The sequence below is a fragment of the Glaciecola petra genome, from assembly GCF_031846345.1.
GTDB lineage: Bacteria > Pseudomonadota > Gammaproteobacteria > Enterobacterales > Alteromonadaceae > Glaciecola > Glaciecola petra.
Genome location: NZ_JAVRHX010000001.1, coordinates 764,173 through 787,258, shown reverse-complemented (window position 1 = coordinate 787,258; position 23,086 = coordinate 764,173). Strand labels below are relative to the sequence as shown.

24 protein-coding genes and 1 pseudogene are annotated in these 23,086 nt (G+C 38.5%); 12 read left to right on the top strand and 13 right to left on the bottom strand.

All coding sequences use genetic code 11. The features are described 5' to 3' along the window. The first annotated feature begins 48 nt into the window (after positions 1–48). From RM552_RS03540 to RM552_RS03520, 5 genes and pseudogenes are all read left to right on the top strand, one after another. Positions 49–975 (top strand): sialate O-acetylesterase, encoded by a 927-nt coding sequence (locus tag RM552_RS03540; protein ID WP_311367409.1) that lies wholly within the window; start codon positions 49–51, stop codon positions 973–975. A gap of 21 nt (positions 976–996) precedes the next feature. Continuing rightward, a complete protein-coding gene (locus RM552_RS03535) occupies positions 997–1,140 on the top strand; it encodes a hypothetical protein (protein WP_311367408.1) in 144 nt (47 codons plus the stop codon). Positions 1,141–1,215: 75 nt separating this feature from the next. Then, positions 1,216–2,367 (top strand): helix-turn-helix transcriptional regulator, encoded by a 1,152-nt coding sequence (locus RM552_RS03530; RefSeq protein ID WP_311367407.1) that lies wholly within the window; start codon positions 1,216–1,218, stop codon positions 2,365–2,367. A gap of 131 nt (positions 2,368–2,498) precedes the next feature. Then, positions 2,499–2,888, top strand: a complete 390-nt coding sequence (locus RM552_RS03525; RefSeq protein ID WP_311367406.1) for a hypothetical protein — start codon at positions 2,499–2,501, stop codon at positions 2,886–2,888. Positions 2,889–2,898: 10 nt separating this feature from the next. After that, positions 2,899–3,025: pseudogene (locus tag RM552_RS03520) on the top strand (endonuclease III); the annotation flags it as partial. Here the strand turns inward: RM552_RS03520 and RM552_RS03515 are convergent. After that, positions 3,022–3,891 (bottom strand): flagellar protein MotY, encoded by an 870-nt coding sequence (locus RM552_RS03515; protein ID WP_311367405.1) that lies wholly within the window; start codon positions 3,889–3,891, stop codon positions 3,022–3,024. The pseudogene RM552_RS03520 and the gene RM552_RS03515 sit on opposite strands and share 4 nt — an antisense overlap. Before the next feature lie 196 nt (positions 3,892–4,087). On the opposite strand from RM552_RS03515, the gene rnt reads away from it, so the two are divergent. Together rnt and RM552_RS03505 are read left to right on the top strand one after the other, a co-directional pair. Next, the gene (gene rnt, locus RM552_RS03510; RefSeq protein ID WP_311367404.1) at positions 4,088–4,711 is read left to right on the top strand and encodes a ribonuclease T; all 624 of its coding nucleotides are present in this window, start codon (positions 4,088–4,090) and stop codon (positions 4,709–4,711) included. An 88-nt stretch (positions 4,712–4,799) separates the two neighbouring features. Next, positions 4,800–4,994, top strand: coding sequence for a (2Fe-2S)-binding protein (locus RM552_RS03505; RefSeq protein WP_311367403.1), 195 nt, complete (start codon positions 4,800–4,802; stop codon positions 4,992–4,994). 72 nt (positions 4,995–5,066) lie between these two features. Here the strand turns inward: RM552_RS03505 and RM552_RS03500 are convergent, their stop codons facing one another. Continuing rightward, positions 5,067–5,396 (bottom strand): Grx4 family monothiol glutaredoxin, encoded by a 330-nt coding sequence (locus tag RM552_RS03500; RefSeq protein ID WP_311367402.1) that lies wholly within the window; start codon positions 5,394–5,396, stop codon positions 5,067–5,069. Between the two features lie 282 nt (positions 5,397–5,678). Between RM552_RS03500 and RM552_RS03495 the strand changes: the two genes are divergently transcribed. After that, positions 5,679–6,263: a Fe-Mn family superoxide dismutase gene (locus RM552_RS03495; protein WP_311367401.1), complete on the top strand. Its 585-nt coding sequence runs from the start codon at positions 5,679–5,681 to the stop codon at positions 6,261–6,263. A 114-nt stretch (positions 6,264–6,377) separates the two neighbouring features. Here RM552_RS03495 and RM552_RS03490 read toward each other — a convergent pair whose 3' ends face one another. Genes RM552_RS03490 through prmB form a run of 4 tightly spaced genes read right to left on the bottom strand, consistent with a single transcriptional unit; the run spans position 6,378 to position 10,710 of the window. Beyond that, positions 6,378–7,430 (bottom strand): hypothetical protein, encoded by a 1,053-nt coding sequence (locus RM552_RS03490; RefSeq protein WP_311367400.1) that lies wholly within the window; start codon positions 7,428–7,430, stop codon positions 6,378–6,380. A gap of 13 nt (positions 7,431–7,443) precedes the next feature. After that, positions 7,444–8,673, bottom strand: coding sequence for an MFS transporter (locus RM552_RS03485; protein ID WP_311367399.1), 1,230 nt, complete (start codon positions 8,671–8,673; stop codon positions 7,444–7,446). Further along, positions 8,674–9,774 (bottom strand): chorismate synthase, encoded by a 1,101-nt coding sequence (gene aroC, locus RM552_RS03480; RefSeq protein ID WP_311367398.1) that lies wholly within the window; start codon positions 9,772–9,774, stop codon positions 8,674–8,676. A gap of 12 nt (positions 9,775–9,786) precedes the next feature. Beyond that, positions 9,787–10,710, bottom strand: coding sequence for a 50S ribosomal protein L3 N(5)-glutamine methyltransferase (gene prmB, locus RM552_RS03475; protein ID WP_311367397.1), 924 nt, complete (start codon positions 10,708–10,710; stop codon positions 9,787–9,789). An 87-nt stretch (positions 10,711–10,797) separates the two neighbouring features. On the opposite strand from prmB, the gene smrB reads away from it, so the two are divergent. After that, positions 10,798–11,349: an endonuclease SmrB gene (gene smrB, locus RM552_RS03470; protein WP_311367396.1), complete on the top strand. Its 552-nt coding sequence runs from the start codon at positions 10,798–10,800 to the stop codon at positions 11,347–11,349. A gap of 20 nt (positions 11,350–11,369) precedes the next feature. On the opposite strand, the gene RM552_RS03465 is transcribed toward smrB, so the two are convergent. From RM552_RS03465 to RM552_RS03450, 4 genes are all read right to left on the bottom strand, one after another. Further along, on the bottom strand, positions 11,370–11,492 hold the full coding sequence (locus tag RM552_RS03465; RefSeq protein ID WP_311367395.1) for a DUF3149 domain-containing protein: 123 nt from the start codon (positions 11,490–11,492) through the stop codon (positions 11,370–11,372). Between the two features lie 147 nt (positions 11,493–11,639). After that, entirely contained in the window at positions 11,640–12,263 is a 624-nt protein-coding gene (locus RM552_RS03460; RefSeq protein WP_311367394.1) for a transglycosylase SLT domain-containing protein, read from the bottom strand. 144 nt (positions 12,264–12,407) lie between these two features. Beyond that, complete coding sequence (gene gshA, locus RM552_RS03455) at positions 12,408–14,000, bottom strand: glutamate--cysteine ligase (protein WP_311367393.1); 1,593 nt, start codon at positions 13,998–14,000, stop codon at positions 12,408–12,410. A 73-nt stretch (positions 14,001–14,073) separates the two neighbouring features. Then, a complete protein-coding gene (locus RM552_RS03450; protein WP_311367392.1) occupies positions 14,074–16,908 on the bottom strand; it encodes a M16 family metallopeptidase in 2,835 nt (944 codons plus the stop codon). 329 nt (positions 16,909–17,237) lie between these two features. Between RM552_RS03450 and RM552_RS03445 the strand changes: the two genes are divergently transcribed. Genes RM552_RS03445 through RM552_RS03435 form a run of 3 tightly spaced genes read left to right on the top strand, consistent with a single transcriptional unit; the run spans position 17,238 to position 19,514 of the window. Next, positions 17,238–17,798 (top strand): Hpt domain-containing protein, encoded by a 561-nt coding sequence (locus tag RM552_RS03445; RefSeq protein ID WP_311367391.1) that lies wholly within the window; start codon positions 17,238–17,240, stop codon positions 17,796–17,798. Positions 17,799–17,814: 16 nt separating this feature from the next. After that, the gene (locus tag RM552_RS03440) at positions 17,815–18,588 is read left to right on the top strand and encodes a pseudouridine synthase (RefSeq protein ID WP_311367390.1); all 774 of its coding nucleotides are present in this window, start codon (positions 17,815–17,817) and stop codon (positions 18,586–18,588) included. Beyond that, entirely contained in the window at positions 18,585–19,514 is a 930-nt protein-coding gene (locus RM552_RS03435) for a ketopantoate reductase family protein (protein WP_311367389.1), read from the top strand. The genes RM552_RS03440 and RM552_RS03435 overlap by 4 nt, the downstream gene beginning before the upstream one ends. Before the next feature lie 56 nt (positions 19,515–19,570). Here the strand turns inward: RM552_RS03435 and lysS are convergent, their stop codons facing one another. The 3 genes from lysS to RM552_RS03420 form a co-directional block, all read right to left on the bottom strand. Beyond that, positions 19,571–21,112, bottom strand: a complete 1,542-nt coding sequence (lysS, locus tag RM552_RS03430) for a lysine--tRNA ligase (protein WP_311367388.1) — start codon at positions 21,110–21,112, stop codon at positions 19,571–19,573. A gap of 73 nt (positions 21,113–21,185) precedes the next feature. Next, positions 21,186–22,284, bottom strand: a protein-coding gene (prfB, locus tag RM552_RS03425; RefSeq protein ID WP_311367387.1) for a peptide chain release factor 2 whose coding sequence is annotated in 2 segments (ribosomal slippage) — positions 21,186–22,208 and positions 22,210–22,284 — 1,098 coding nt in all. Because the reading frame shifts where the segments join, the coding sequence is not laid out codon by codon here. A gap of 147 nt (positions 22,285–22,431) precedes the next feature. Beyond that, entirely contained in the window at positions 22,432–23,001 is a 570-nt protein-coding gene (locus tag RM552_RS03420) for an NADPH-dependent FMN reductase (protein WP_311367386.1), read from the bottom strand. Positions 23,002–23,086 lie beyond the last annotated feature (85 nt).

The window sequence follows — 23,086 nt, the reverse complement described above, 5'->3', positions numbered from 1 at the left end:
TGCATGCTAAACGAAATTTAAAAGTATATTTAAAGGAGCCCTCTAATAATGAAAAAGTTATTCATTGGCTTATTACTATATTCATTCTCAAATTTTGTATTTTCTGATGAATATTTAACTTTCTTCCTAGCTGGTCAATCTAATATGGTTGGATATGGCTATGTAAATGAACTTCCCGCTGAACTTCGACAAGAACAATCAGTAATGATATTCCATGGTAATGGTACGTTTGACAATCAACCGGATGGCGGCACTGGGTTATGGTCAAAGTTAAAACCCGGTCATGGCACAGGTTTTAAATCAGACGGAAAGACCAATCACTACGCCAATCGATTTGGTGCTGAACTCAGCTTTGCTTCGACCTTAACTAAACACTTCCCCGACAAGAAAATTGCAATAGTTAAATATGCAGTTGGGGGTACGGGCTTGCACCTCAATACTGGCTATGGAAATTGGTCACCAGACTTTCGTGAAGGAGATGGCAAAAACCAATATGATTTCGCGCTCAACACTATTGAACGTGCATTTTCATCTACCGATATTGATGGTGATGGGGAGATAGATACACTCATTCCTGCGGGCATAATCTGGATGCAAGGTGAAGCGGACGCTCACCAAAGCGAAGCATCTGCGAATGCCTATTTTAATAATCTAACTCGCCTCATGGAACTATTTCGAGCAGCACTTAGAAAAGATGATATTCCCATTGTTATTGGAAAAATAACAAATTCAGGGCTGAGTGACGATAATATTATGCCTTACATCAAACGTGTGCAATTAGCACAACAACAGTTTGTTGAACATGATATATGTGCTGGCTATATGACTAAAACCGAAGGTTACCCATACAGTAAAAATGATCCTTGGCATTATTTAAGTGACGGATTTGTACAAATGGGAGAGAACTTTGCGAATGCTTTTGTCAATTTGGAGAGTCAATGCAAAGACACTAATGTGGAGTCTGGTAAATCTTAGAGCCGATTTCAGCTGCTTATAATGAGCACAAATGATGACGATAAATCAGAATGGCTAAAAAATCATTATCAAGAGCGTTTAGCGTCAACGACCATTGATAGTTCCATTTGTCTTAGCCTTTCGCGAGATTTCTCGCAAGCAATCGTTACATTGCAAATAGTTTAATTTATATAACATTTACCTTTGCTAAAGGACGTGTACTATTATCTATCATTAATGTTGATTTAAAGATACTCATCTATGGAAACGGCAGACATTCTGATAGTAATTGTATTATCAATAGGGGCAATTCAAGGCATTGTTTTTGGTGCTATTCTATTGAAGTCTTCGAAATTTAATAAAACCGCCAATCGTTTATTAGCATCACTACTTTTGCTGTTTTCTTACCGTCTTCTCGTACAAATAATGCGCCTATTCGGACTAGGCTACTATGATACATGGTACTATCTTATGATTGACCTAAGCTGGATTCATGGTGCACTTTTATTTGGATATGTTTATGCGCAAACCCATCAAAATTTTCAATTAAAATCGAAACACTTAATTCATTTGTTGCCTGTTATTTTTCAAGTCATTTTCAGTGTTTTTGTGAGGATACAAAATATATATTGGGATGGCACAAAAGAGAGCTTATCTTGGGCAGGCTATTGGGGATACTGGGCTTGGATGAATCAACCTACAATCTATATCGTAGCGAGCATTTTGATTGTGTCTTATGCTTACCTTGCCGAAAAACATTTAAATGCATCTAATAGTAAGTTTGTACTAGGTGAGGTCAGATTAATTTGGCTCAAAAGAATAATAAAATCCTTTAAGGTCTATTTCTCACTCGTATTTTTTGTTCTTGTGATTGATATGTTGTTTATTCGACTAAGCTCTCAAGAATACTATTTTTATTTTACGCGCTTTTACTATTACCCGTTTTTTATTGGTATTTCAATTATGACATATTGGATTGGCATTGAAGGTTTTAAGCGTAAAGACAGCACAGACATTTCTAATGTAAAGTCATTAGAACCAGAACGAGTGGCGCAGTTAGAACAGATTGTTAAAGATTTACAAAGTGTAATGCGAGACAAAAAGGTATTTAAAGATCCTGATTTAAGCCTAAATAAAACAGCAAACATATTACAAATTAAACCTTATTTGCTTACTCAAGCGCTAAACGAGGTCCTACAAACTAAATTTAATGACTATGTGAATGCCTTTAGAATTGCCGAAGTACAGTCCTTACTTTTACGACCCGAGAAACGTAAGCACAACTTATTAACCCTAGCACTTGAAGCGGGCTTTAATTCTAAATCGTCATTTAACCGTTCGGTAAAAAAGCACTTAGGTGTTTCTCCGAGTGAGCTAAGAAAGATCGCAAAAAAATCACTAGATGACATGTGATTTATACAACGGAATTTGTTTCATTTACATAATTGAAACTATTAAATTGTTTCATTTATCTAATTGAGACGAAGTTAAATAATCTAAAAGGTAAATTGGCTGCTCTTTAAATTTACATATAGAGTTTTAAAATGAAATTAATTACCTTTGTTATTTTTTTGACTATTAGTGGCGTTGCTAACAGCGCAAATACAAGCCCTAGCATAGATAATCATGCGCAACTAATAGGTACTTGGGTGTTAGACATGACACCCAATAATCCTAACGACAATAATTTTGCCAAAATGACCATTGATAAAATAGAAAAAGGAAAAGTCTACGGCGAGTTTTATCGAGATGGCGTGAAAATGCAGTATGGTGTCATTAATAAAGTGACTAAGAGAATCACTGTTGCACTAGTATCTTCCGACAATAGTGGTAAGTACAACAGTAGCTTTTATTTAGAAAATGGCATGCTATACGGGACCACGCATGCAATTGAGCGAGGATTTTTAGCTATCTGGACAGCAACAAAACAATAGATTGTGCTAGGAAAAACTGTTTAACGTAATTCCTGCTGAATTTAAGGTAGATGTGCCATTGGCTTATGCTGAATGGTCGATATACTTGTGTGGCTCGTAAGCCGCGTTGTGGCGCTTGTATGGTTTCTTTATACTAGTCAGCTTTATTCATCCGAACAACAACGCGGCGATTCTTTTCGCGCTCTAGTGAATTATCATTAGGGGATACATGTCGTTTCTCACCGTGTCCGGTAACATTAATGCGTCCACCGTCAACACCCATATTCGCAAAAAAATCTTTGATTTCATTGGCTCGGCGAATAGACAATTGTTCGTTTAACCAACTACCACCATAGCTGTCTGAATACCCATCTACTAAGACCAAGTCTAAGCTGATATCTTCTTTTAAATATTCAGCGATCATATTCAGACGACGCTCTGAATATTGGGTTAACTCAGCGCTATTTTTCTTGTAGGCCAACACAGTATATGCAATGTCCTCAAAACTGTACGGTAACAAATTACTAATACATTGACTAAAAGCAAGGTATTCCGGTTCAAAATTGCTCGCATTTAAAGACACTGCAACAGAATCATTGCCGTTCAACCAATCTTGGTAATGAATAGTTGGCCAAAAACCTTTTTCTAACTCAGTCAACATTTGCCATGCGGTATCCGCGGGTAAATCGCCATCGTACTGCTTGAGTAGGTCCATTTGTCCAATTTTTCGTTGTGCGACACCTCGCATCCACTTTGGAGGCATTGAATATACTGCTGCAGCATCGTATTTACCCGGAAGCCTGAGCATATCTAAGGTAAATTCTAAATTTAGCTGTTTTGATGCTTCAGTAATAAAACTTGCCTCACCAAAACCTGGAATAGGATGAGAAAGCTCACATACTAAGCGTGTTTGTTTGGCCATCGCCCATGTGGATGATTCAATATCTACCGCGTACTTACGCACGTTGGCTTGTGTACTAATAGATATAAAAATTAATAGGATGAATATAATATGACTTCGCATAATTTTCCTTTATTGCCTGACGGTCTGTTGCCGCTAAGGACTTCTATATAGGATAATATCGACCTTAATAAAAATTAGTTTAGGCTAGAAACTTTGTTGCTAGCAAAGCCCGATAAAGTCCTGCATACTAAGGCGATATCGCTCATTCATTTAGTCACACTCTGAGGTAGCTAAAGTATATTATGACAACAACAGCATGACAGCATCAGCTCCCGCACTTAACCTGCGCTTTAGAGGTTATTTCCCAGTTATTATAGATGTTGAAACTGCAGGATTTAATGCAGCGACAGATGCACTTTTAGAAATAGCTGCCATTACATTAAAAATGGATGACGATGGGATCCTTAGCCCTGATAGTTGTTTTCATGAGCACATCTCACCTTTTGAAGGTGCTAACATTGAAAAAGCGGCAATAGAATTTAATGGCATTGATCCTTTTTGTGCATTGCGCGGTGCCAAAGCTGAACAAGTGGTAATGCAAAGTTTGTGCAAGCATATACGTAAAATGCAAAAAGCGGCTGATTGTCAGCGCAGCGTTATAGTTGCTCACAATGCTAGTTTTGATCAGGGATTTGTCAATGCTGCCATCGGTAGACAAAGTATAAAGCGTTCCCCCTTTCATCCTTTTGTATCGTTCGATACTACTTCTTTAGCTGCGTTGTCGTTGGGTCAAACGGTATTGATCAAAGCTTGCCAAGCAGCCAATATTGAATTCAATCAAACTGAAGCCCACTCTGCGTTGTACGACACACAAAAAACAGCGGAGTTATTTTGCTATATGGTCAATAAATATCAATCTCTTGGCGGATGGCCACTCTAGTTTCCTCAATATTAAAAATAAATCTTGCGTTTAATCTAAATAACAACTATTATCATTTAGAATTAGATAACTGAGAGATTGTGCCAAAATGTTCGTTTGTGTATGTCATGGGATAACCGATAAACAAATTCAAACAGCTGCTCGTGAGCAAGGTGTTGGCAACGTGCGTGATCTAAAACAGCTGTTACCGCTTGGCTCTAGCTGCGGGACCTGCGTGCAAATGGCTCAAGATATCATTAATGATGTTATTATTGATGAGAGCTTATTTAAAGAAGTCAGTTAAAGAATAAAATTTGAACACTAAAAAGCCGCTTCTTAAAGCGGCTTTTTAATTTATATGCGTGGGTATATCACCTTATTCCGCTTTGTGCTTTTCTGCAGTTTCTTTTATTAATTCTTGCAACTCACCCTGCTGAAACATTTCTAAAATAATATCACAGCCGCCTACTAATTCGCCATCCACCCATAATTGTGGGAACGTGGGCCAGTCGGCATATTTTGGCAGTTCGGCACGTATCTCTGGGTTTTGTAAAATATCAACATAAGCAAACTGCTCATTACAAGCCATAAGCGCTTGAGACGCTTGGGATGAAAATCCACACGAAGGCAACTTAGGTGAGCCTTTCATATACAGTAAAATTGGGTTTTCGCTAATTTGTTCTTTGATCTTATCTATTGTTTCCATGCTACGTCGGCCTTATTTATTAATATCTTGCAGTGGTAAGGTTATTGCGACTATTTTAACTAATTCAAGCTAACAGTGTATGAAAATTAACACAAATTAGTAAGTAATTTGAAATATATAAGGTAAAACTGATCTTCTTTGTCGTAAATTTCGAATATTAACTATATATAATAGATTATCATTAAAATTTTTGGATTTGTTCAGTGTAATATAGTTTAAAAACTGACAATAATCCCCACTTCTTAAATTGATTAAAAAACACAATCTACCTGGAGACAAAACATGGCTTTTGAGTTACCTGACTTACCGTACGAAAAAACAGCATTAGAACCACATATCTCTGCTGAGACACTTGATTATCATCATGGTAAACATCACGCTACCTACGTGACTAAATTAAATGGTTTAATTGAAGGTACTGACCTTGCTAGCAAATCTCTAGAAGAGATTGTTAAATCTAGTGATGGCGGTGTTTTTAATAACGCTGCGCAAATCTGGAATCACACATTCTACTGGAATAGCTTGAGTCCAAATGCAGGCGGTGAGCCGTCGGGTGCACTTGCTGACGCAATAAACGCAAAATGGGGTTCATTTGCTGATTTTAAAGCAGCGTTTAACGACAAAGCCGTAAACAACTTTGGCGCAAGCTGGACTTGGTTAGTAAAAACTGCTGACGGTGGCTTGGATATTGTCAATACTAGCAATGCTGGTACTCCCATTACTGAAGATGGTCTTACACCACTATTGACCGTAGATCTTTGGGAACATGCTTATTACATTGATTACCGTAATGTAAGACCTAACTATTTGGAAGGTTTTTGGGCATTAGCAAACTGGGGCTTCGCCGCTGACAACTTTGCTAGTTAAGAGCCTTCACAGAAAGCTCGGGACTGAATAAATTCAGTATTCCGTTAGAAGCGCTTTAGGAAACTAAAGCGCTTTTTTTGTATTTCGAATGTAGTGTATGGCAAACCGACTCTGTTAGTGAGGGCAAACCAAAGCTACCATAGACTCATCTGGAGAAACACCAATTCGAGAAATACCGGCCTGACAGGTTTTTTCTTTTATACCAATAACTTGCCATTCTTTTTGTGGCGATAACTTGGTCTTTATATCGACTATTTGTCGTTGCCAAAGTTGTTTACCATCACTAGTAAACACAATACCACTGGGTGATACCGCAAAATAATCACTGCCTTGAGGCAATGTCGAAATTCTAAGCTTTTTCTCTGTTTTTGCATGATATGCAAATAGCCAATTACCCTCATCAGCCATATCTTTGGAATAAAGAAACCAAGGAGTTTGTTTAAAGCGATATAAACTTGCCCCAATTCCTTGATCGATAATAGTATCTTCAACATTATTATCGCTATTTACACGTTGCAATTGATGAGGTTTAGTTTCTCCAGAATCGTCAACACCACCTAAAACAAAGAGCAGAAGTTCATTATGATTCAGCCATACTTGATAACCTACAGGTTCGATTTCGTGCGCAAGATGAGATACTTGTTGCCCTTGAGTATTTAAAGACCATAACTCTTGTTTTCCTTGCTCGTTTACCCTGATAACTGACATTCCTTCTTTATTAGGTAAAGGCGTCGGTGAGTATTCTGAACTCAAGCTCTGTGTTAGATTTTTTGTTTTACCAAGCGCGATGTCAAATAACATGATATCGGTTTGCTGAATGGCTTGTTTCATATCATTTTCTGCACCCTCTTGCACTACCATTTGGGTAAAATATAAACGGGTATCGTCAAAAAAATATGGTTGATTGGTATAAAGATTATTGTTAGTTATAGCGACTAAATCACTTATAGGTTCTGCGGCGTTAACATTCAATCGAGCCAACCAAATATCACTACCACTTGGTGCTTGAGCATAAGCATTTGTATGCAATAGCAGCATAAGTCCTATGGTCAATACACTTTTATAGTTGGCACTTCTCTGTAATTGACCCCAAATAGCCAACTTTAATTTATATAAATTTACTAATGCATTTAGAGCGGACTTCTGTTTTAAGAAAATTACATTCATATTTAAATACCTGTTAAGTACGTTGTTCAATATCGGGCGCCTTGATATTACCGCGGTCTTTTATCACAAACATGAGCAAACCACCTACAAAAGCCATTATTGCTGAAAATACAAAACTTTCTTGCGAACCTAGCCCTTGTAACCACATTCTACCCGCAATATAACTGCCTAAAGCACTGCCAATACCGAATGAAATTGAAATATAAAGCGCCTGTGCCCGGCTTTGAAAACTCGCCGGAAAAAAATGGGTTAAAAAGTAAACTGAAGCGACATGTGTTAAGCCAAAACTAAACGCATGGATTATTTGGCTTAACACAATAACCCACAACTCATGCGCAAAGAAAGCTAATGCTAGCCAGCGAATACCTGTAAGTAAAATACTTAAAGCTAATAATAACATCACATTAAAACGCTTCAGTAAACGACCCGCATATATAAAAATAAAAACTTCTGAAAGCACACCCAGCGCGATAAAAATTCCCGTTTCAAAACCACTATAGCCCAAGTCTTGCATATACAGGGAGAAAAAGTTGTAATAACTGCCAAAACTTACTTGCAGCAATAAATTCCCTAATAAGAATAAAACAAATACCAACGACAGGGCTTTTTTCCACTCCCCCATATTATGACTTTCATGTTCTTTCTTATGCTCAGGTGCAACAACTAATAAGCTACATAAATAAAGTGCAAATAATGTACAGCTAGAGGCGAGAAGGATAAATTGTGCACCATAAAAATCGATCGCTTTACCAATAATTAAACTACAAACAATAAAACCGATACTTCCCCAAAGCCTTAGTTTGCCATAACCTCCTTTCGCCTTGGATGTAGCTTTAACGGTTATCACCTCTAATTGCGGCAACACGGCCGTCCAAAACATCATCATCAAACAAAATGTTAAGGTTAATAACCAAAAATCAAAAACCAAATAAATCGCTAAAAACACTAAAAACGCTAAAAGACAGCCAAGTCTTAATACTTCGCCAACTTTACCAGTTTTGTCAGCGATATTGGCCCATAAACTCGGGCCAAGAATACGAGAAAGTGCAACGCAGGCAAGTAAAATACCAATTTGATTTGAGTCATAGCCACGGTCATCAAGAAATAAACCGATATAAGGAACAAAAATACCGAGTTGGCCAAAATAGAAAAAGTAAGTAAACGCAAGCGTAATTCGGTTACTTTTACTGTGCACGCTAGCGTGACGCTTTTCCCCAAGCAGCAGTGCACTGATATTTTTCAATTAGTCTCTACTTGCAGGAATATGCGGCGTTTGCGAATCTACGTTGCTATTTTGCCCTCTATGACGTAATAGATGATCCATTAATACAAGCGCTAACATCGCCTCTGCGATAGGCACAGCACGTATACCTACACAGGGATCATGTCTCCCTTTAGTAATAATATCTGCAGATTCACCTTTAATGTCTACTGTCCTGCCAGAAATACTAATACTTGATGTAGGCTTGAGTGCCATGTGCACGAGTAAATCTTGCCCTGTTGAAATACCACCTAAAACACCTCCGGCATGATTGGTATAAAACCCTTGCGGCGAAATTTCATCTCTATGCTCAGTTCCTTTCTGTGCAACTACATCAAAACCGTCTCCTAACTCAACGCCTTTCACAGCGTTGATACCCATCATTGCATGGGCGATATCGGCATCGAGTCGATCAAACACAGGCTCACCCAATCCTAAAGGTATATTAGTGGCCGTCACTGATACTCTAGCACCCACTGAGTTACCTTCTTTTTTGAGATCACGCATGTACTGTTCTAGTGCGTCCAATTTACTCTCATCTGGGCAAAAGAAAGGATTGTCATTAGTAATGGTATGGTCTATTTTTTCTATTTTTATAGGACCCAGCTGAGAGATGTATCCCATTATCTCAATCCCATAGTTTTCTTTTAGATATTTTTTTGCAATCCCACCTGCCGCTACACGAATTGCGGTTTCTCTCGCCGAAGAACGCCCACCGCCTCGATAATCGCGTAAGCCAAATTTTTGCTGATATGTATAATCAGCATGGCCAGGTCTGAAACTATCTTTAATTTTTGAATAATCTTGACTGCGTTGATCAGTGTTTTTTATCAATAAGCCAATACTAGCCCCTGTGGTTTTGCCTTCAAACACCCCTGACAATATCGTCACTTCATCGGCTTCACGACGAGCCGTAGTGAATTTCGAAGTTCCTGGACGACGTCTATCCAAATCTGGCTGCAAGTCGTCTTCACTTAATGCTAACCCCGGGGGGCAGCCATCTACAACCCCACCAATCGCAATACCGTGACTTTCGCCAAAAGTGCTTAGCGTAAATAATTTGCCAAAGGTATTTCCTGACATTCTATTTCCTTTTTATAAATTTGATATTTTTTCTTGTTGCGCAAGTAACTGTTGCTTGTTAACTGCAAATATACCACTACCACCTTGTTCAAGGGAGCACCATGTCACCTCTAAATCGCCAAAGCGTTGATTAAAGTTTACTTCACTATTTCCGACCTCAACAAATAACCAAGCGTCATCGTTCATAAAATCGAGGACCTGGGTTAATAATTTTTGAGTAAGGTCAAGACCATCTTCTCCGCTAGCGAGGGCAAGTTCAGGCTCATGCAAATATTCTTGGGGTAAGTCATTCATATCCTCAGCATCCACATAAGGTGGATTCACTACTAGCAAGTCATAACCTTGACCTTTCAAGTTGTCAAATAAATCCGATTGCAAAGGGAATACTCTATGATCTAATTGATATTCTTGTATGTTAATAGAGGCGACGGCCAACGCATTTGTGTCTATATCTACAGCGTCAATTTGCGCATCGGGATAGTGTGCAGCTAAGGCAATCGCAATACAACCACCGCCAGTACACATATCCAGAATATTGCTTGGACTTGAATCTAAAAAGGGTGCAAAGCCCTTATTAATTAGCTCAGCAAATGGTGAACGAGGAATTAAGACGCGTTCATCAACATAAAAAGGCATACCAGCAAACCAAGCCTGCTGAGCAATGTACGGAAGTGGCGTTGCATCTTGAGCGCGTTTATCGATCCAATCATTGATGATGGTTCTTTCTGCTTGAGTCAACTTACAAGGATAAAACAATTTACACTCTTCTTGCTCTAAATCGAGTGGGAGTGCAAGTGCAGTAAAAACCAATCTTTGAGCTTCTTCCCAAGCATTATCGGTTCCATGTCCATAATAAAGATCATACTGATTAAATTGGGTTATCGCGTAGCGCACATAATCGGCTACCGTCTCTAAGTCAGCGCATACTTGGTTCATGCTAGTTTCTTCGCTTGTTTAACACAATTTAGGGGAATGCGCGTATAATAACGAAAGTTTATGTATTTTTCTGTTTAAATTAGGCTTATGAACAAAAATAATTCAAGTGATACCGACTTTGCATCTTTATTTAAGGACGCCAAGCCAGTTAAACAAGACCGCTATGTTATGAGTAAAAAAGAACGCATGGCCCAGCTTGCATTGAAAAAAACAAAAAATGTGCCTAAAGAAAGCCGCAGAGAAAGCGCCAGTATAGAAATATCGGACGAATTCGAAGCTTATTGGCCTACGGATAAACCATTAAAATTTTTTCGTGACGAAAGTGATGTTGGTAGTGAATGGGTAAAAAAACTTTCAAAGGGCATGGTACCTCCCGATTTAGAGCTTGATTTACACGGTTTACGGGCAAATCAAGCTAAACAAGATATTCTTAGCGCTATCAGCGAGGCAAGCAAAAATAACTATACCTGTATCCAAATAATTCATGGGCACGGAAACGGCATATTAAAATACAAAACACCTAATTGGCTTGTACAGCATCCAGAAGTCGCGGCATTTGTTCGCGCACCAAAACTATATGGTGGGAATAGCGCTATTTTAGTATTGATAACTAAAACGCTAGATAACTTAAAGTCTTAGAAAATAATTTTCTAAATTGCTTACGCGTCTTCGTTTACGTTATGTACAAACAAATAGACGTAGTATGCACATATCGCAATGACAACAAATATGCCCAAGATTGAACCCCATGCAACTGGATCATTGAGTAATAGTTCCAACATAATGCTTCTCCAAAGTTTGCTAAACAAAATAACTTGGCTTAAGCATAGTATTCTTGCAGGAAATTTTGATGATCTTGATCAATCTTATCTATCGTCAATACCCAAAACAGTATGGAAACTTAATCTAGATCAAATAATTTGCGTAATCTAGTCAAAAATTCCAAAAAACCAGCCACTCTTAAGGTCATCTTCACAAGTTTTTAGTTGCGTGGCGTAACGCCTTGCACGTTCGTCAACTTTGTCTGCAACTTTTATCAGCCACGCCTTTTGACGATAGCTTTTGCGCTTGTATCCACCCCAACCTTCGTGATAATTAAGGTATTGTGCCCTTGCGTCCCATTTTGATATTTTGTTAATCGTATTTGTTTTGCTAATAAACCAACCCATGAAGTCGATCGCATCTTCAAAATCGTCTCTGTCGGCATAGCGATTGCCTGTTTCTTTGACATAGTCGTTCCATGTCATTGTTTTAGCTTGTGCATAACCATACGCAGAACTGACCCTCCCCCATGGCACTAAACCAAACAAAATATAATCACGCGGGGGCTTTGCATCATGCCGAAAGGAACTTTCCTGATACATCATAGACATAGGAACGTGAATGGGCACTCCCCACTTTTCTCGCATATCCGCAGCGGCATCATACCAATCATCTTTCTCTTCAAATATTCGGCATAAATTTTCACGTTCAGAGGGCACAGTTGTGCTACAAGCACTGATTAAAACCATGCAACTGACAAAAATCATCATTAATTTGATATTTTTTAACATTATTCTGAACTTATCCTAAAACCGATGCTCTTACTAATGTGTGTTTCAAATGTTTCCCTAAGTGTGTATTGCCTGATGTTATTCATCAGGCTTTTTTTTGCCTAAACATCTTTATCGAGATAAGAAATTTGACGGCCGAATTAACTATGCGCCGCTTTTACGGTTTCCAAAATATGATGCTATAAAATCGCTAAACAAAAGCGTGTCCGCTTTTTCTATAGACATTTGCGCATCAAAAGACAGCTTAGCTTGTTCTTCAAAATCCTCTCTTGTCATATTTTTATACTGTAGACCGAGATTGTGCTGTTTATATTGTTTAGCAAGTTCAAGTCCCAAGCTACTATTATCTATATCGTTATCGAGTAAGGTTTTCAGCCACAAACCAGAAGGCGTTAATTCTGGATTAATAAATTTATCTTTTTGTTTTTGGACGGCTTTTGAATAATTTTTTGTGTTATTTGTTTTATCTAGTAAATCCGCAATTTGTGAGAATTCTTCTATTAGTTCACATCCCCAGTCGCTAAGTTTAATGGCTAAGCCTTCTTTGTTTAGCATCAGTTCAGGATTCCGTCCTTCTTTGACCGATTTATCCATATTGTTTTGGGTGACACTATAATCATCCCCCTGAAACTGTGCTGAAGGTGTTAACAAACAATGCAATAAAAATACGTCTAGGAAATAAAACTGTTCAGAATCAATTCCAATTGGCGAATAAGGATTTACATCCAATGAACGAACCTCAAGATAACTTACTCCCCTATCCTCAAGTGCATTTGTCGGCATTTCGAGGGATTTAGCTACTTGTTTTGGCCTAATCGGCGAATATAACTCATTTTCAATTTGTAAAACGTTAGCATTTAATTGTTGCCAACCGTCTTTCTCACTATGCCCTAAATGCGCATATTCAGGTGCATGCTGCCCAATTGCACTGCGTAAGGTAGCCACATAGGTATCCAAATTGTTGTAACAAATACTAAGGTTGGATTGTGCGCTACTCGTATAGCCTAGGTCACTCATTCGCAACGATGTTGCGTAAGGCATATATAAAGTACCTTTTCCTACTTTTTTAAACTGGTGGGCTATGTTTCTATGCGAGATAAATGACCCACAAAGAGCTGGTGAGGCACCAAATAAATACGGAATAACCCATGCTAAACGCCTGAAGTTTCTCACCATTGCATAATAATGAGCAGATTGAGTATGCTTATTCCACGATTCAGCGTGCAATTCACACCATTTTTGCCAAAAGCTCTCAGGTAATGAAAAATTAAAATGTACGCCCGATATGACTTGCATCATACTTCCGTAACGATGATGCAAACCCTGACGGTAAACTTCTTTCATTTTCGCGACGTTTGATTGGCCATACTTGGCGATCGGGATATTGGTCTCTGAATCAATAAAACAAGGCATGCTCATTGGCCATAACAACTCATTCCCAATAGATTCGTATGTGAACTTGTGAATATCGATTAATTGCGAAATTGTTTTATTAATATCGCTATCGGGAGGCGTAATGAATTCTAGCAATGATTCAGAAAAATCAGTTGTAATCCAGTCGTTGGTAAGGGCTGAACCCAACGCAACAGGATGCTCACTTGTGGCAATACCGCCATCATTGTTAACTCTTAAGGTCTCTCTCTCAACACCATGTTTAATATCTTTTAATGGAGCACAAAACGATGATGCCGATATGGCGGCCAAACGTTGCTCAAAAGTGTGTTGTTTTTCTGTCAAAATAACCTTCTATTTTATTTTTAATATACGTTTAATCTAAGCTTTTATTGAATGACCGAGTAGACCGACTTTTCTACCTCAGTATTTCAATCACTTCAATATCTCGATCAAAATCCTCTAAAGAATCTTGCAGTTTTTTTGCATCTCCGACAACAATTATATGCATTTTATCGCTAACTAACCATTTGGCGGCTAGAGCATTTAGTTCTGTGGTTGTGATATTTTGTATAATCTCTTGTTGTTTTGCAGTGTAGTCTTCATCTAAGCCTAATGAAGAAAGACGAATTAGAAAGCCTGCTTTTTGCCTTGGCGTTTCATATCTCAAAGCATCAGACTGTGTATAGGCCGATTGCATAAACACAAGCTCTTCTGCTGTCATCCCATGTTGTTGATACTGCTCAATCTCCGTTAAAAACTCTTGTATGCTTTCTTTTGTGAACTCTGCCGTAACATCCGCAGACGCAGTAAATGTGCCGGTTAATTTACCGCCTGAAAAGCGACTGCGAGTGCCATAGGTGTACCCTTTGTCTTCGCGTAAATTTAAATTGATACGGCTATTAAACATTCCACCTAAACTAAAATTGGCTAATGAAAGTTTAAAATACTCATCATAAGGGTCATAAACAGGTCCGTGTCGAACGATATTCACTATTGATTGCACCCCACCTGGATTATCCACAATAAACAATTTGCCTTTATCTATATTTTTATCGATTGTGAAATCTGGAAGCTTGTATCCACTTTTTTTCCAATCATTCAACATAACTGTGAATTCAAGTACCTTAGCTTTATCCGCGTCACCAACCACCACAAGCGTAGCAAAATCTGGTCGGTAATACTGCTCATAGAACCCTTTAACATCATCCAAGGTTATCGCATCAATACTTTGCAAAGTGCCAGAATCAGGTATACCTAATCGTGATTCTTTACCATATAAAACCATTTCACGCGCCCTCGACATAAGCGTAGATGGATTATTTAAAGACTGCTCCATGGCTTGAATATTGCGCTGTTTAAGTCGTTTAAAATCTGCTTCCAAGAATGCTGGATTAAATAACTTTTCTTGCAATAAGGCTAAGGTTTTATCAACGTGTTTACTTAGAGTGTTAACGTAAATATTTGTGTACCGACCATTCGAACTAAATGAAATAGAACTGCCAATTAACCGTAATTCATTACTTAACTCTTCGCTACTAAAATTGAGTGTACTTTCATTCATCATGGCGGCAGTCATACTAGCTAAGCCAGTTTTATCTAAGGGATCGAGCAATACCCCTCCTTCTAAACTTAGCGAAAATGACAAGGTAGGTGTTTCATTTGACTCGAGTCCTAATACCTTAATACCATTGCCCAAAGTTGTTTCCCAAAATTGAGGAACGTTAACGGCTTTACTCGCTTGAGCGCTTGGCTGAATGCTTCTGTCAAAAGAATCGATAATAACCGGAGCTTCGCCAATATTGGCCATTTCTTGCTGTACCGGTATTACTCTATCTTGTAAACTAAAATTGCTCTGGGCAGCAGCAATTTTACTTTGTCCGGTAGGAACAATACTTAGTACGACAGCATTTTTACCTTTAATGAAAGTATTATAAACACGCATTACATCGGCTTCAGTGACAGCATTATATCGGTCTAAATCAAATTGAACGGTATCTGGTGTTCCCCTATATATTTGGCTTGATGCCATGACCCCAACTTTTCCTGCTACACTCTGTAAGTTATAAATACTGCTTGTTTCTATGCTCGTTTTAACACGCTGTAAATCATCATCTTCAACACCTCTTTTTTCAAATTCATCCAAAGATGCATTGATAATGTCATTTAGAGCACTTAAATCACTTACCTTGCTAGGATTAGCTAACGCTAAGAGAAGAAATTCACACGCTAATTCACGACAAGGATGACTTGCTTGCGCTTGCACGGCAAAACCATTTTTTACCATGTTTTTATATAATAAAGATGTACGTCCACTCCCCAATATACTTGCTAACACATCAAGGGCTGGCTCGTCAGGATGATCGCTATAAACCGTTGGGAATGTGACTTGTAACAACGGCAGGTGGACTTTATCTTCTAAAGTAATATATCGGGTTTCGTCTAGTGCAGACGGTTGCTTTTTAGCCGACTTTACCTCTGGGCCACGCGGTATAGGGCCAAAATATTTGCTAATCCATTGCTTAGTTTGAGCTATATCAATGTCGCCGCCAATCGTTAGAACGGCATTATTAGGGCCATACCAGCGCTTGAAAAAGCGTTTTAAATCGTCAACATTAACGCGATCTAGATCTTCAACATAGCCAATTGTTGACCAAGAATATGGATGACCTTTGGGATACAAAGCTTCTCTAACTCTTTCTGAACGCAAGCCATAAGGCCTATTATCAACCCGCTGACCTCTTTCGTTTTTGACTGTTTCGCGTTGATTCTCAAATTTTTCTTGAGTAACTGCAGGCAACAAAAAACCCATACGATCTGCTTCTAACCATAGTACTTTTTCTAACTGGTTTGCGGGAATGGTTTGAAAATAATTAGTCCGGTCACTATTGGTTGTACCATTTAAGTTGCCTCCAGCTTCCGTAATCAATTTAAAGTGTTCTTCATCAGCTACATTTTCAGAACCTTGAAACATCATATGCTCAAAAAAATGTGCAAAACCCGATCGTCCATATTCTTCTCTAGCAGAACCAACATGGTAAGTCACGTTTACGTTGACTAAGGGATCTGAACCATCTGGATGCAAAATGACGGTTAGGCCATTTTCTAGTTCATATTGATGATATTTAAAAGCATCTCCGGTTAATTCAGCCTGATTAAACGAAGATTTGTCTTTATCGACTTGGGGTTGCTGACAAGCGGCGAGCATAAAATAAACGACGACTAACATGCTAAACAAACTAGATTTTTTCATATTTTTCATTCTTTTTATTTGTTGTTTACGTATGTATCTTTGGCTGGTTCAATGATTTTGGCTTTACATAAATAAAGTCCAGCAATACAGTATAAAAAGTTGTCCAGCTCTGCACAGATAAATGGCAAAATTCGACAGGTCTTGTGTATGATGGATAAAAAAAAGATGTATGTAAAAAGAAAGATGTAAAAAATAGTAAATTAAATTGAATTTGTATTTCTAAATCTGTCGACAATCATTAAAAAATAATACATATTTGTTTTTCAATACAGTAATTTATCGATATCTCTCATCAACATAGCACTTATTGATAAATAAGGAGACACCCAATGGACGTATCGAAAAATCTCGTTGATGTGCCATTCGCACTTTCTCAATTAGGAGGAAATTCAGACCTTCTGCAGCGCATGCTACAAAAATTCAAAAATGAATTTGCTAGTGTTCCGTCTGATGTAAGATCTTTGCTCGACGCCGAAAATATCAAAGATGCTAAATTAAAAGTACATACTACCAAAGGTTTATCTGGAAACTTGGGGTTAATAGCGCTTTATGACTGTGCCAAAATCTTCGACCAACAATTGAAAAATGAGAATATCGATGTTTCCTTACTTGATACGTTCGAGGCTTTGATGAAAGAGACTTGTGATGCTATCGATACCATAGATTTAGAAACAAATAATGTAGCAGAATTTTCACAAACACAGAAAAAACACAACCATAAGCAAATATTTTTAGAACGATTACAACGTCACGAATTTATTGATGATGATACGCTTCATATGTACATAGATAGCTTGGGTCTTGCTGTTGATGAAAAAACCTTGCTTTTCTCTTTGGTAGAAGAGTTGCAATACGCTAAAGCTATTAGCATTATTAACGAGAGTCAATAAGGCTGCTAGTTTATAGATGTCACATCCGGCTATCATAATTGAACATGATGATTTTGTTGTTGTTAACAAGCCTAGCGGCGTTAGTATGCATCAAGGCAGTAATGCGCATAATAATAAAAATGTACAAACAATTTTAGCTTGGGCCTTACAAATTGGACTAACCTGTCCTCTTTATCTTGTCCATCGTTTAGACACACATACAAGTGGATGTCTACTTCTAGCTAAACATAAAAGCCCCGCAGCAGCATTAAGTGCTCTATTCGAAAATAGACAAATAACAAAGTTCTACATTGCCTTGAGCGATAAAAAGTCGAGCAAAAAACAAGGTCGTATCAGCACCGACATGGTCAAATCCAGGAATGGAAGTTATAAGCTAGCATCGTCTACAAAGTCTCCAGCTGTGACATTTTTTCAAAGACAAACACTAAATCAAGCCACAAAGCTCGTGTCTCATGCACCGAGATATCTATATTATCTAAAACCTATTACCGGCAAAACCCATCAACTTCGTGTAGCTCTTAAATCACTGGGGAGCACTATTTTAGGCGACTCTCGATACAAAGGCGCCGTTGCTGACCGCTTGTATTTGCATAGTCTTATGTTAAATTTTACCTATTTAGGCGAAAACTTTAGCTGCACGGCTCTCCCTACACAAGGCGCATTCTTTGACAAAGATTTATTGGGGCAAATGAAAGATCCAACTTCTTTTAACTGGCCTCGGTATCAGCATCCAAACCGAGCAAAGAATCGGGTCGAAAATGCTAAAAATAATATGATTGAATACAAATGACTATAGGCATCATCGGAAACGGTGTGATTGGCAATATTTTTGCTCATTACTTAAACTCGCAACCAATCCATTTATTATGTCGTCATCATAATAATCCAGTTAAAACCTTGACTTTACCTGATGCAAAAAACGCGTTGGCCATCAATGCCGAGGTGCAGACTATCGAGTCGGTTTTTAAGACATGTTATGACGCCATCATAATCCCTGTTAAATATCATCAATTAGATAGCGTCATCAATGCACTAAAACCCAACTTAGCCGCCTCCACTTGTCTCATATTAATTCAAAATGGCGTTGGCGGAGGTGAGTTACTGCAGCAAAATTTCCCGAATAATGACATCTATATAGGTACCACTACCGATGCCGGATACCTTGTAAATAATAATGTTCAAATGACCGCTTACGGTCGTTTAGAATTAGGTATTTGGAAAAGTGCACTTCGGGCTGAAAACCTTAACCACACTAAAAATAATAGTATCACTGAACAAAATGCCCACCCTGCAATAAAAACTTTACTGCAATATCACCCTAATGCTTGTTGGGCAGAAAGTGTGGATACTATTCTACTCAGTAAACTTGCGATAAATGCTGTCATCAACCCGCTTACGGCCATTCTCAACATAAAAAATGGACAACTTAGAGATTATCCAAATCAGGTCTCTCAATTAAAGTCCGAAGTTTTTTGTGTGTTGCAAGCCTATGGCTTTGTGTTTGAAGCTGACGCTCTATCTAAGCGAATTGATGAAGTAATTACCCTAACCGCAGAAAACTATTCTTCTATGCATCAAGACTTCAGAAATAAAAGGCAGACCGAAATAGACGGCGTATTGGGTTTCTTACTTAAGCAAGCTAACATTTTAGAACTAAATGTTCCTAATATTGTGCGATTATTCAATGATATAAAGAATAAAGAAAAACCCCGCTAACACGCGGGGTGCACCGAGGTTTACATAAGACTTGTTACTATGTTTTTCCTAATAGCTTATTCTTGTCCTAGCGGCTTCATATGCGGAAACAAAATAACATCTTTAATGGTAGCGCAATCTGCAAACAACATGACTAGTCGGTCAATACCAATACCCTCACCGGCGGTGGGTGCAAGCCCGTATTCTAGAGCGGTAATATAGTCTTCATCAAAGTGCATGGCTTCGTCATCCCCAGCATCTTTTTCTTCTACTTGTTTCATAAATCTAGCGGCTTGATCTTCAGAATCATTTAATTCAGAAAATCCGTTTGCCAATTCTCTTCCACCAACGAAAAATTCAAAACGGTCGGTAACAAAACTATTCTCGTCATTTCGTCTAGCTAAAGGAGATACTTCCCATGGGTATTCCGTAATGAAGGTAGGTTGATCCAACTGTTCTTCAGCGGTCGCCTCAAAAATTTCGCAAAGATATTTGCCTGCGCCCCAAATACCATCAACTTCTGGCTCTTTAATATGTAAGGCTTTTGCCATTTCTTTCATGGCAGGCAAGTTATTTTCAGGATCTTTTATTGCCACTTCGTTTGCTTCAGGCCAATATTTCAAAACAGCGTCTGCCATACTTAAACGAGTGAATGGTTTACCAAAATCATATTCTTTAGTGTCTGTGACTTCACCGTCAGCATTGCGTATATGATTTTTAATAGTAGTAGACCCTAGTACTTTTTGCGCCACTTCCCGCAACATATCTTCAGTAAGGTTCATCAAATCTTTATAATCAGCATAAGCTTGGTAAAACTCTAGCATGGTAAATTCAGGATTATGACGTGTAGACAAACCCTCATTTCTGAAATTACGGTTTATCTCAAAAACTCGCTCAAAACCTCCAACAACTAAGCGTTTGAGATAGAGCTCTGGTGCAATTCGAAGGTACATATCAATATCGAGCGCATTATGATGAGTAACAAAAGGTTTAGCTGTAGCCCCGCCAGGAATAACTTGTAGCATCGGCGTTTCAACTTCCATAAAACGGCGTTCTGTCAAATAAGCGCGAATACCGTTGACTATTTCACTGCGCATCTTAAAGGTTTTACGTGTATCGGGGTTAGTAATAAGGTCAACATAACGTTGACGATATTTTGTTTCTTGATCGGCCAGGCCATGAAACTTCTCAGGTAAAGGTCGAAGTGACTTAGTCAGCAATTGAAAACTGTCCATGGTGACGTACAAATCACCTTTTCCTGATTTATGAATATCGCCGCTAACACCAATAATATCGCCAATATCTAGTGTGCCGTATTGTGCTTTTATGCTTTTCTGAGCAGTTTTATCAGCATAGGCTTGTATATGACCCGTCATGTCTTGTAACAACAAGAATGGTCCACGCTTTGCCATTATTCTACCCGCAATAGTTGCTTTATTTTTTGCTTGTTCAAGTTCGTCTTTTTCTAATTCGCCAAAAGCGTTTTGCAAGTCTTCAGCATAGTGCTCGCGTTTAAATTGATTTGGATAACCATTTGAAGGGCAGTTTTCACGTATATTACTGAGCTTTGCTCGTCTTTCTGCTATCAATCTATTTTCGTCTTGCTGCTCAATACTCATCGAGTTTCCCATTTTTTGTATTTTTTGAACTTTTTTGTTTAGTGTCACTTGCCGTTTGTAATAGCCAAAGTAATTATATACCTGACTTCAAACTTGCAATAATAAATTTATTTAAATCACCGTCTAATACTGCTTGTGTGTTGTGAGTTTCAACACCGGTACGCAAATCCTTAATACGCGAATCGTCCAGAACATAGGAGCGTATTTGACTCCCCCAACCAATGTCAGATTTATTATCTTCCATTGCCTGTTTTTCTTCATTTTGTTTTTTCATTTCAAGCTCATAAAGTTTTGCTTTCAGTTGCTTCATTGCCTGATCTTTATTTTTATGCTGCGACCTGTCATTTTGACATTGGACAACAGTATTAGTCGGCACGTGCGTAATTCGTACCGCTGAATCTGTGCGGTTAACGTGCTGACCACCCGCGCCAGAAGCCCGATAAGTATCTATGCGAAGTTCTGCCGGGTTTATATCAATATCTATATTGTCGTCAACCTCAGGATATGCAAATGCCGAGGCAAATGAAGTGTGTCTTCGACTACCCGAATCAAAGGGCGACTTTCTTACTAATCGATGAACACCTGTCTCTGTGCGTAACCAACCGAATGCGTATTCACCACTAAACCGTATGGTAGCACTTTTGATTCCGGCTACATCCCCGTCTGAAGCTTCTAACAATTCGGTTTTAAAGCCTTGTTCTTCGCCCCAACGTAAATACATTCTTAACAACATATTAGCCCAATCTTGAGCTTCTGTGCCGCCAGAACCCGACTGAATATCCAAATAACCGTCATTACTGTCATTTGGTCCAGAAAACATTCGACGAAACTCTAGTTTTTCAAGGGCAATTATTAGTTCATCTAATTCCTGCTGGGCTTCATCAAACGTCTCTTGGTCTTCGGCTTCAATAGCTAATTCTACAAGGCCTTCAACATCTAGTACGCCTTGCTCTAACTGTTGAATAGTTTGGACAATTAGCTCAAGTGCTGCTTTTTCCTTGCCCAGACTTTGCGCTTTCTCTGGCTGATTCCAAACATCAGGGTTTTCTAATTCTCGTGATACCTCTTCAAGCTGCTCTACTTTAACATCGTAGTCAAAGGTACCCCCGAAGCGCTTTTGTGCGGGTTTGGATATCAGCTATGGCATTGTTTATTGGGTTTACTTCAAACATAATTCATCTTTTCAAAAACGACTGGCGCGAGTTTACCTAAAAACAAGCCTGTTTAACAGGGCTAACACCCTAATTAACATAAGAATATGAGTTTATGAGCTGCCACTATCAGAATGGCTTAGAACACTAAAAAATTCGTTAAATAACTTATTTTAAAGCTTTGGTATAAGCGACACTTTGTGCCCCAAGAACATGTAATTTTTCGATGGTCTTCTCATCAATAACCTGCCCTTTTTCGTTAATTAAACTAGATACTTTACCAATCGCCTGTTGACTGGGGTGCACATGTATTCCAAGGTTCCCTAACAACATACGAGTTGGGACTAAAACACGCATTCCGCCCAATGCACCTGGCGAACAAGCCATGAGTGTAGCAGTTTTGTTCCGAAAAGCTTGCAAAGGCTTCTCACCCTGCTCCATTCGTGATGCCCAATCTATCGCATTTTTGAAGGCTGCGCTAAAACTACTATTGTATTCAGGACTAGCAATCAAAAAGCCATCATGTTCCATTAGTAATTGTTTAAAGGCTTTAGCACCCTTTGGAATTCCTGAAACAGCCTCGTCATCTTCGTTGAACAAAGGCGCGATGTAGTCGTTTAATGATACAATCGTTACTTCAGCACCAACATCTTTCGCGCCTTGCGCAGCGCACTCAACAATACTCTGATTAAACGATTGTTTACGCAAACTGCCACTAAACGCTAATAATTTACACATTATTTAATTCCAAATTTAATACATTAAGCTGACAAAACATTTAACACCTCCACCTGAGTCTGAACAAATTGCTAGGTAACATTTG

Coding starts and splice junctions, on each gene's coding strand:
- RM552_RS03540 (WP_311367409.1), top strand. CDS start 49: ATGAAAAAGTTATTCATTGGCTTATTACTATATTCATTCTCAAATTTT.
- RM552_RS03535 (WP_311367408.1), top strand. CDS start 997: ATGAGCACAAATGATGACGATAAATCAGAATGGCTAAAAAATCATTAT.
- RM552_RS03530 (WP_311367407.1), top strand. CDS start 1,216: ATGGAAACGGCAGACATTCTGATAGTAATTGTATTATCAATAGGGGCA.
- RM552_RS03525 (WP_311367406.1), top strand. CDS start 2,499: ATGAAATTAATTACCTTTGTTATTTTTTTGACTATTAGTGGCGTTGCT.
- RM552_RS03515 (WP_311367405.1), bottom strand. CDS start 3,891: ATGCGAAGTCATATTATATTCATCCTATTAATTTTTATATCTATTAGT.
- rnt (WP_311367404.1), top strand. CDS start 4,088: ATGACAGCATCAGCTCCCGCACTTAACCTGCGCTTTAGAGGTTATTTC.
- RM552_RS03505 (WP_311367403.1), top strand. CDS start 4,800: ATGTTCGTTTGTGTATGTCATGGGATAACCGATAAACAAATTCAAACA.
- RM552_RS03500 (WP_311367402.1), bottom strand. CDS start 5,396: ATGGAAACAATAGATAAGATCAAAGAACAAATTAGCGAAAACCCAATT.
- RM552_RS03495 (WP_311367401.1), top strand. CDS start 5,679: ATGGCTTTTGAGTTACCTGACTTACCGTACGAAAAAACAGCATTAGAA.
- RM552_RS03490 (WP_311367400.1), bottom strand. CDS start 7,430: ATGAATGTAATTTTCTTAAAACAGAAGTCCGCTCTAAATGCATTAGTA.
- aroC (WP_311367398.1), bottom strand. CDS start 9,774: ATGTCAGGAAATACCTTTGGCAAATTATTTACGCTAAGCACTTTTGGC.
- prmB (WP_311367397.1), bottom strand. CDS start 10,710: ATGAACCAAGTATGCGCTGACTTAGAGACGGTAGCCGATTATGTGCGC.
- smrB (WP_311367396.1), top strand. CDS start 10,798: ATGAACAAAAATAATTCAAGTGATACCGACTTTGCATCTTTATTTAAG.
- RM552_RS03465 (WP_311367395.1), bottom strand. CDS start 11,492: ATGTTGGAACTATTACTCAATGATCCAGTTGCATGGGGTTCAATCTTG.
- RM552_RS03460 (WP_311367394.1), bottom strand. CDS start 12,263: ATGTTAAAAAATATCAAATTAATGATGATTTTTGTCAGTTGCATGGTT.
- RM552_RS03450 (WP_311367392.1), bottom strand. CDS start 16,908: ATGAAAAAATCTAGTTTGTTTAGCATGTTAGTCGTCGTTTATTTTATG.
- RM552_RS03445 (WP_311367391.1), top strand. CDS start 17,238: ATGGACGTATCGAAAAATCTCGTTGATGTGCCATTCGCACTTTCTCAA.
- RM552_RS03440 (WP_311367390.1), top strand. CDS start 17,815: ATGTCACATCCGGCTATCATAATTGAACATGATGATTTTGTTGTTGTT.
- RM552_RS03435 (WP_311367389.1), top strand. CDS start 18,585: ATGACTATAGGCATCATCGGAAACGGTGTGATTGGCAATATTTTTGCT.
- lysS (WP_311367388.1), bottom strand. CDS start 21,112: ATGAGTATTGAGCAGCAAGACGAAAATAGATTGATAGCAGAAAGACGA.
- RM552_RS03420 (WP_311367386.1), bottom strand. CDS start 23,001: ATGTGTAAATTATTAGCGTTTAGTGGCAGTTTGCGTAAACAATCGTTT.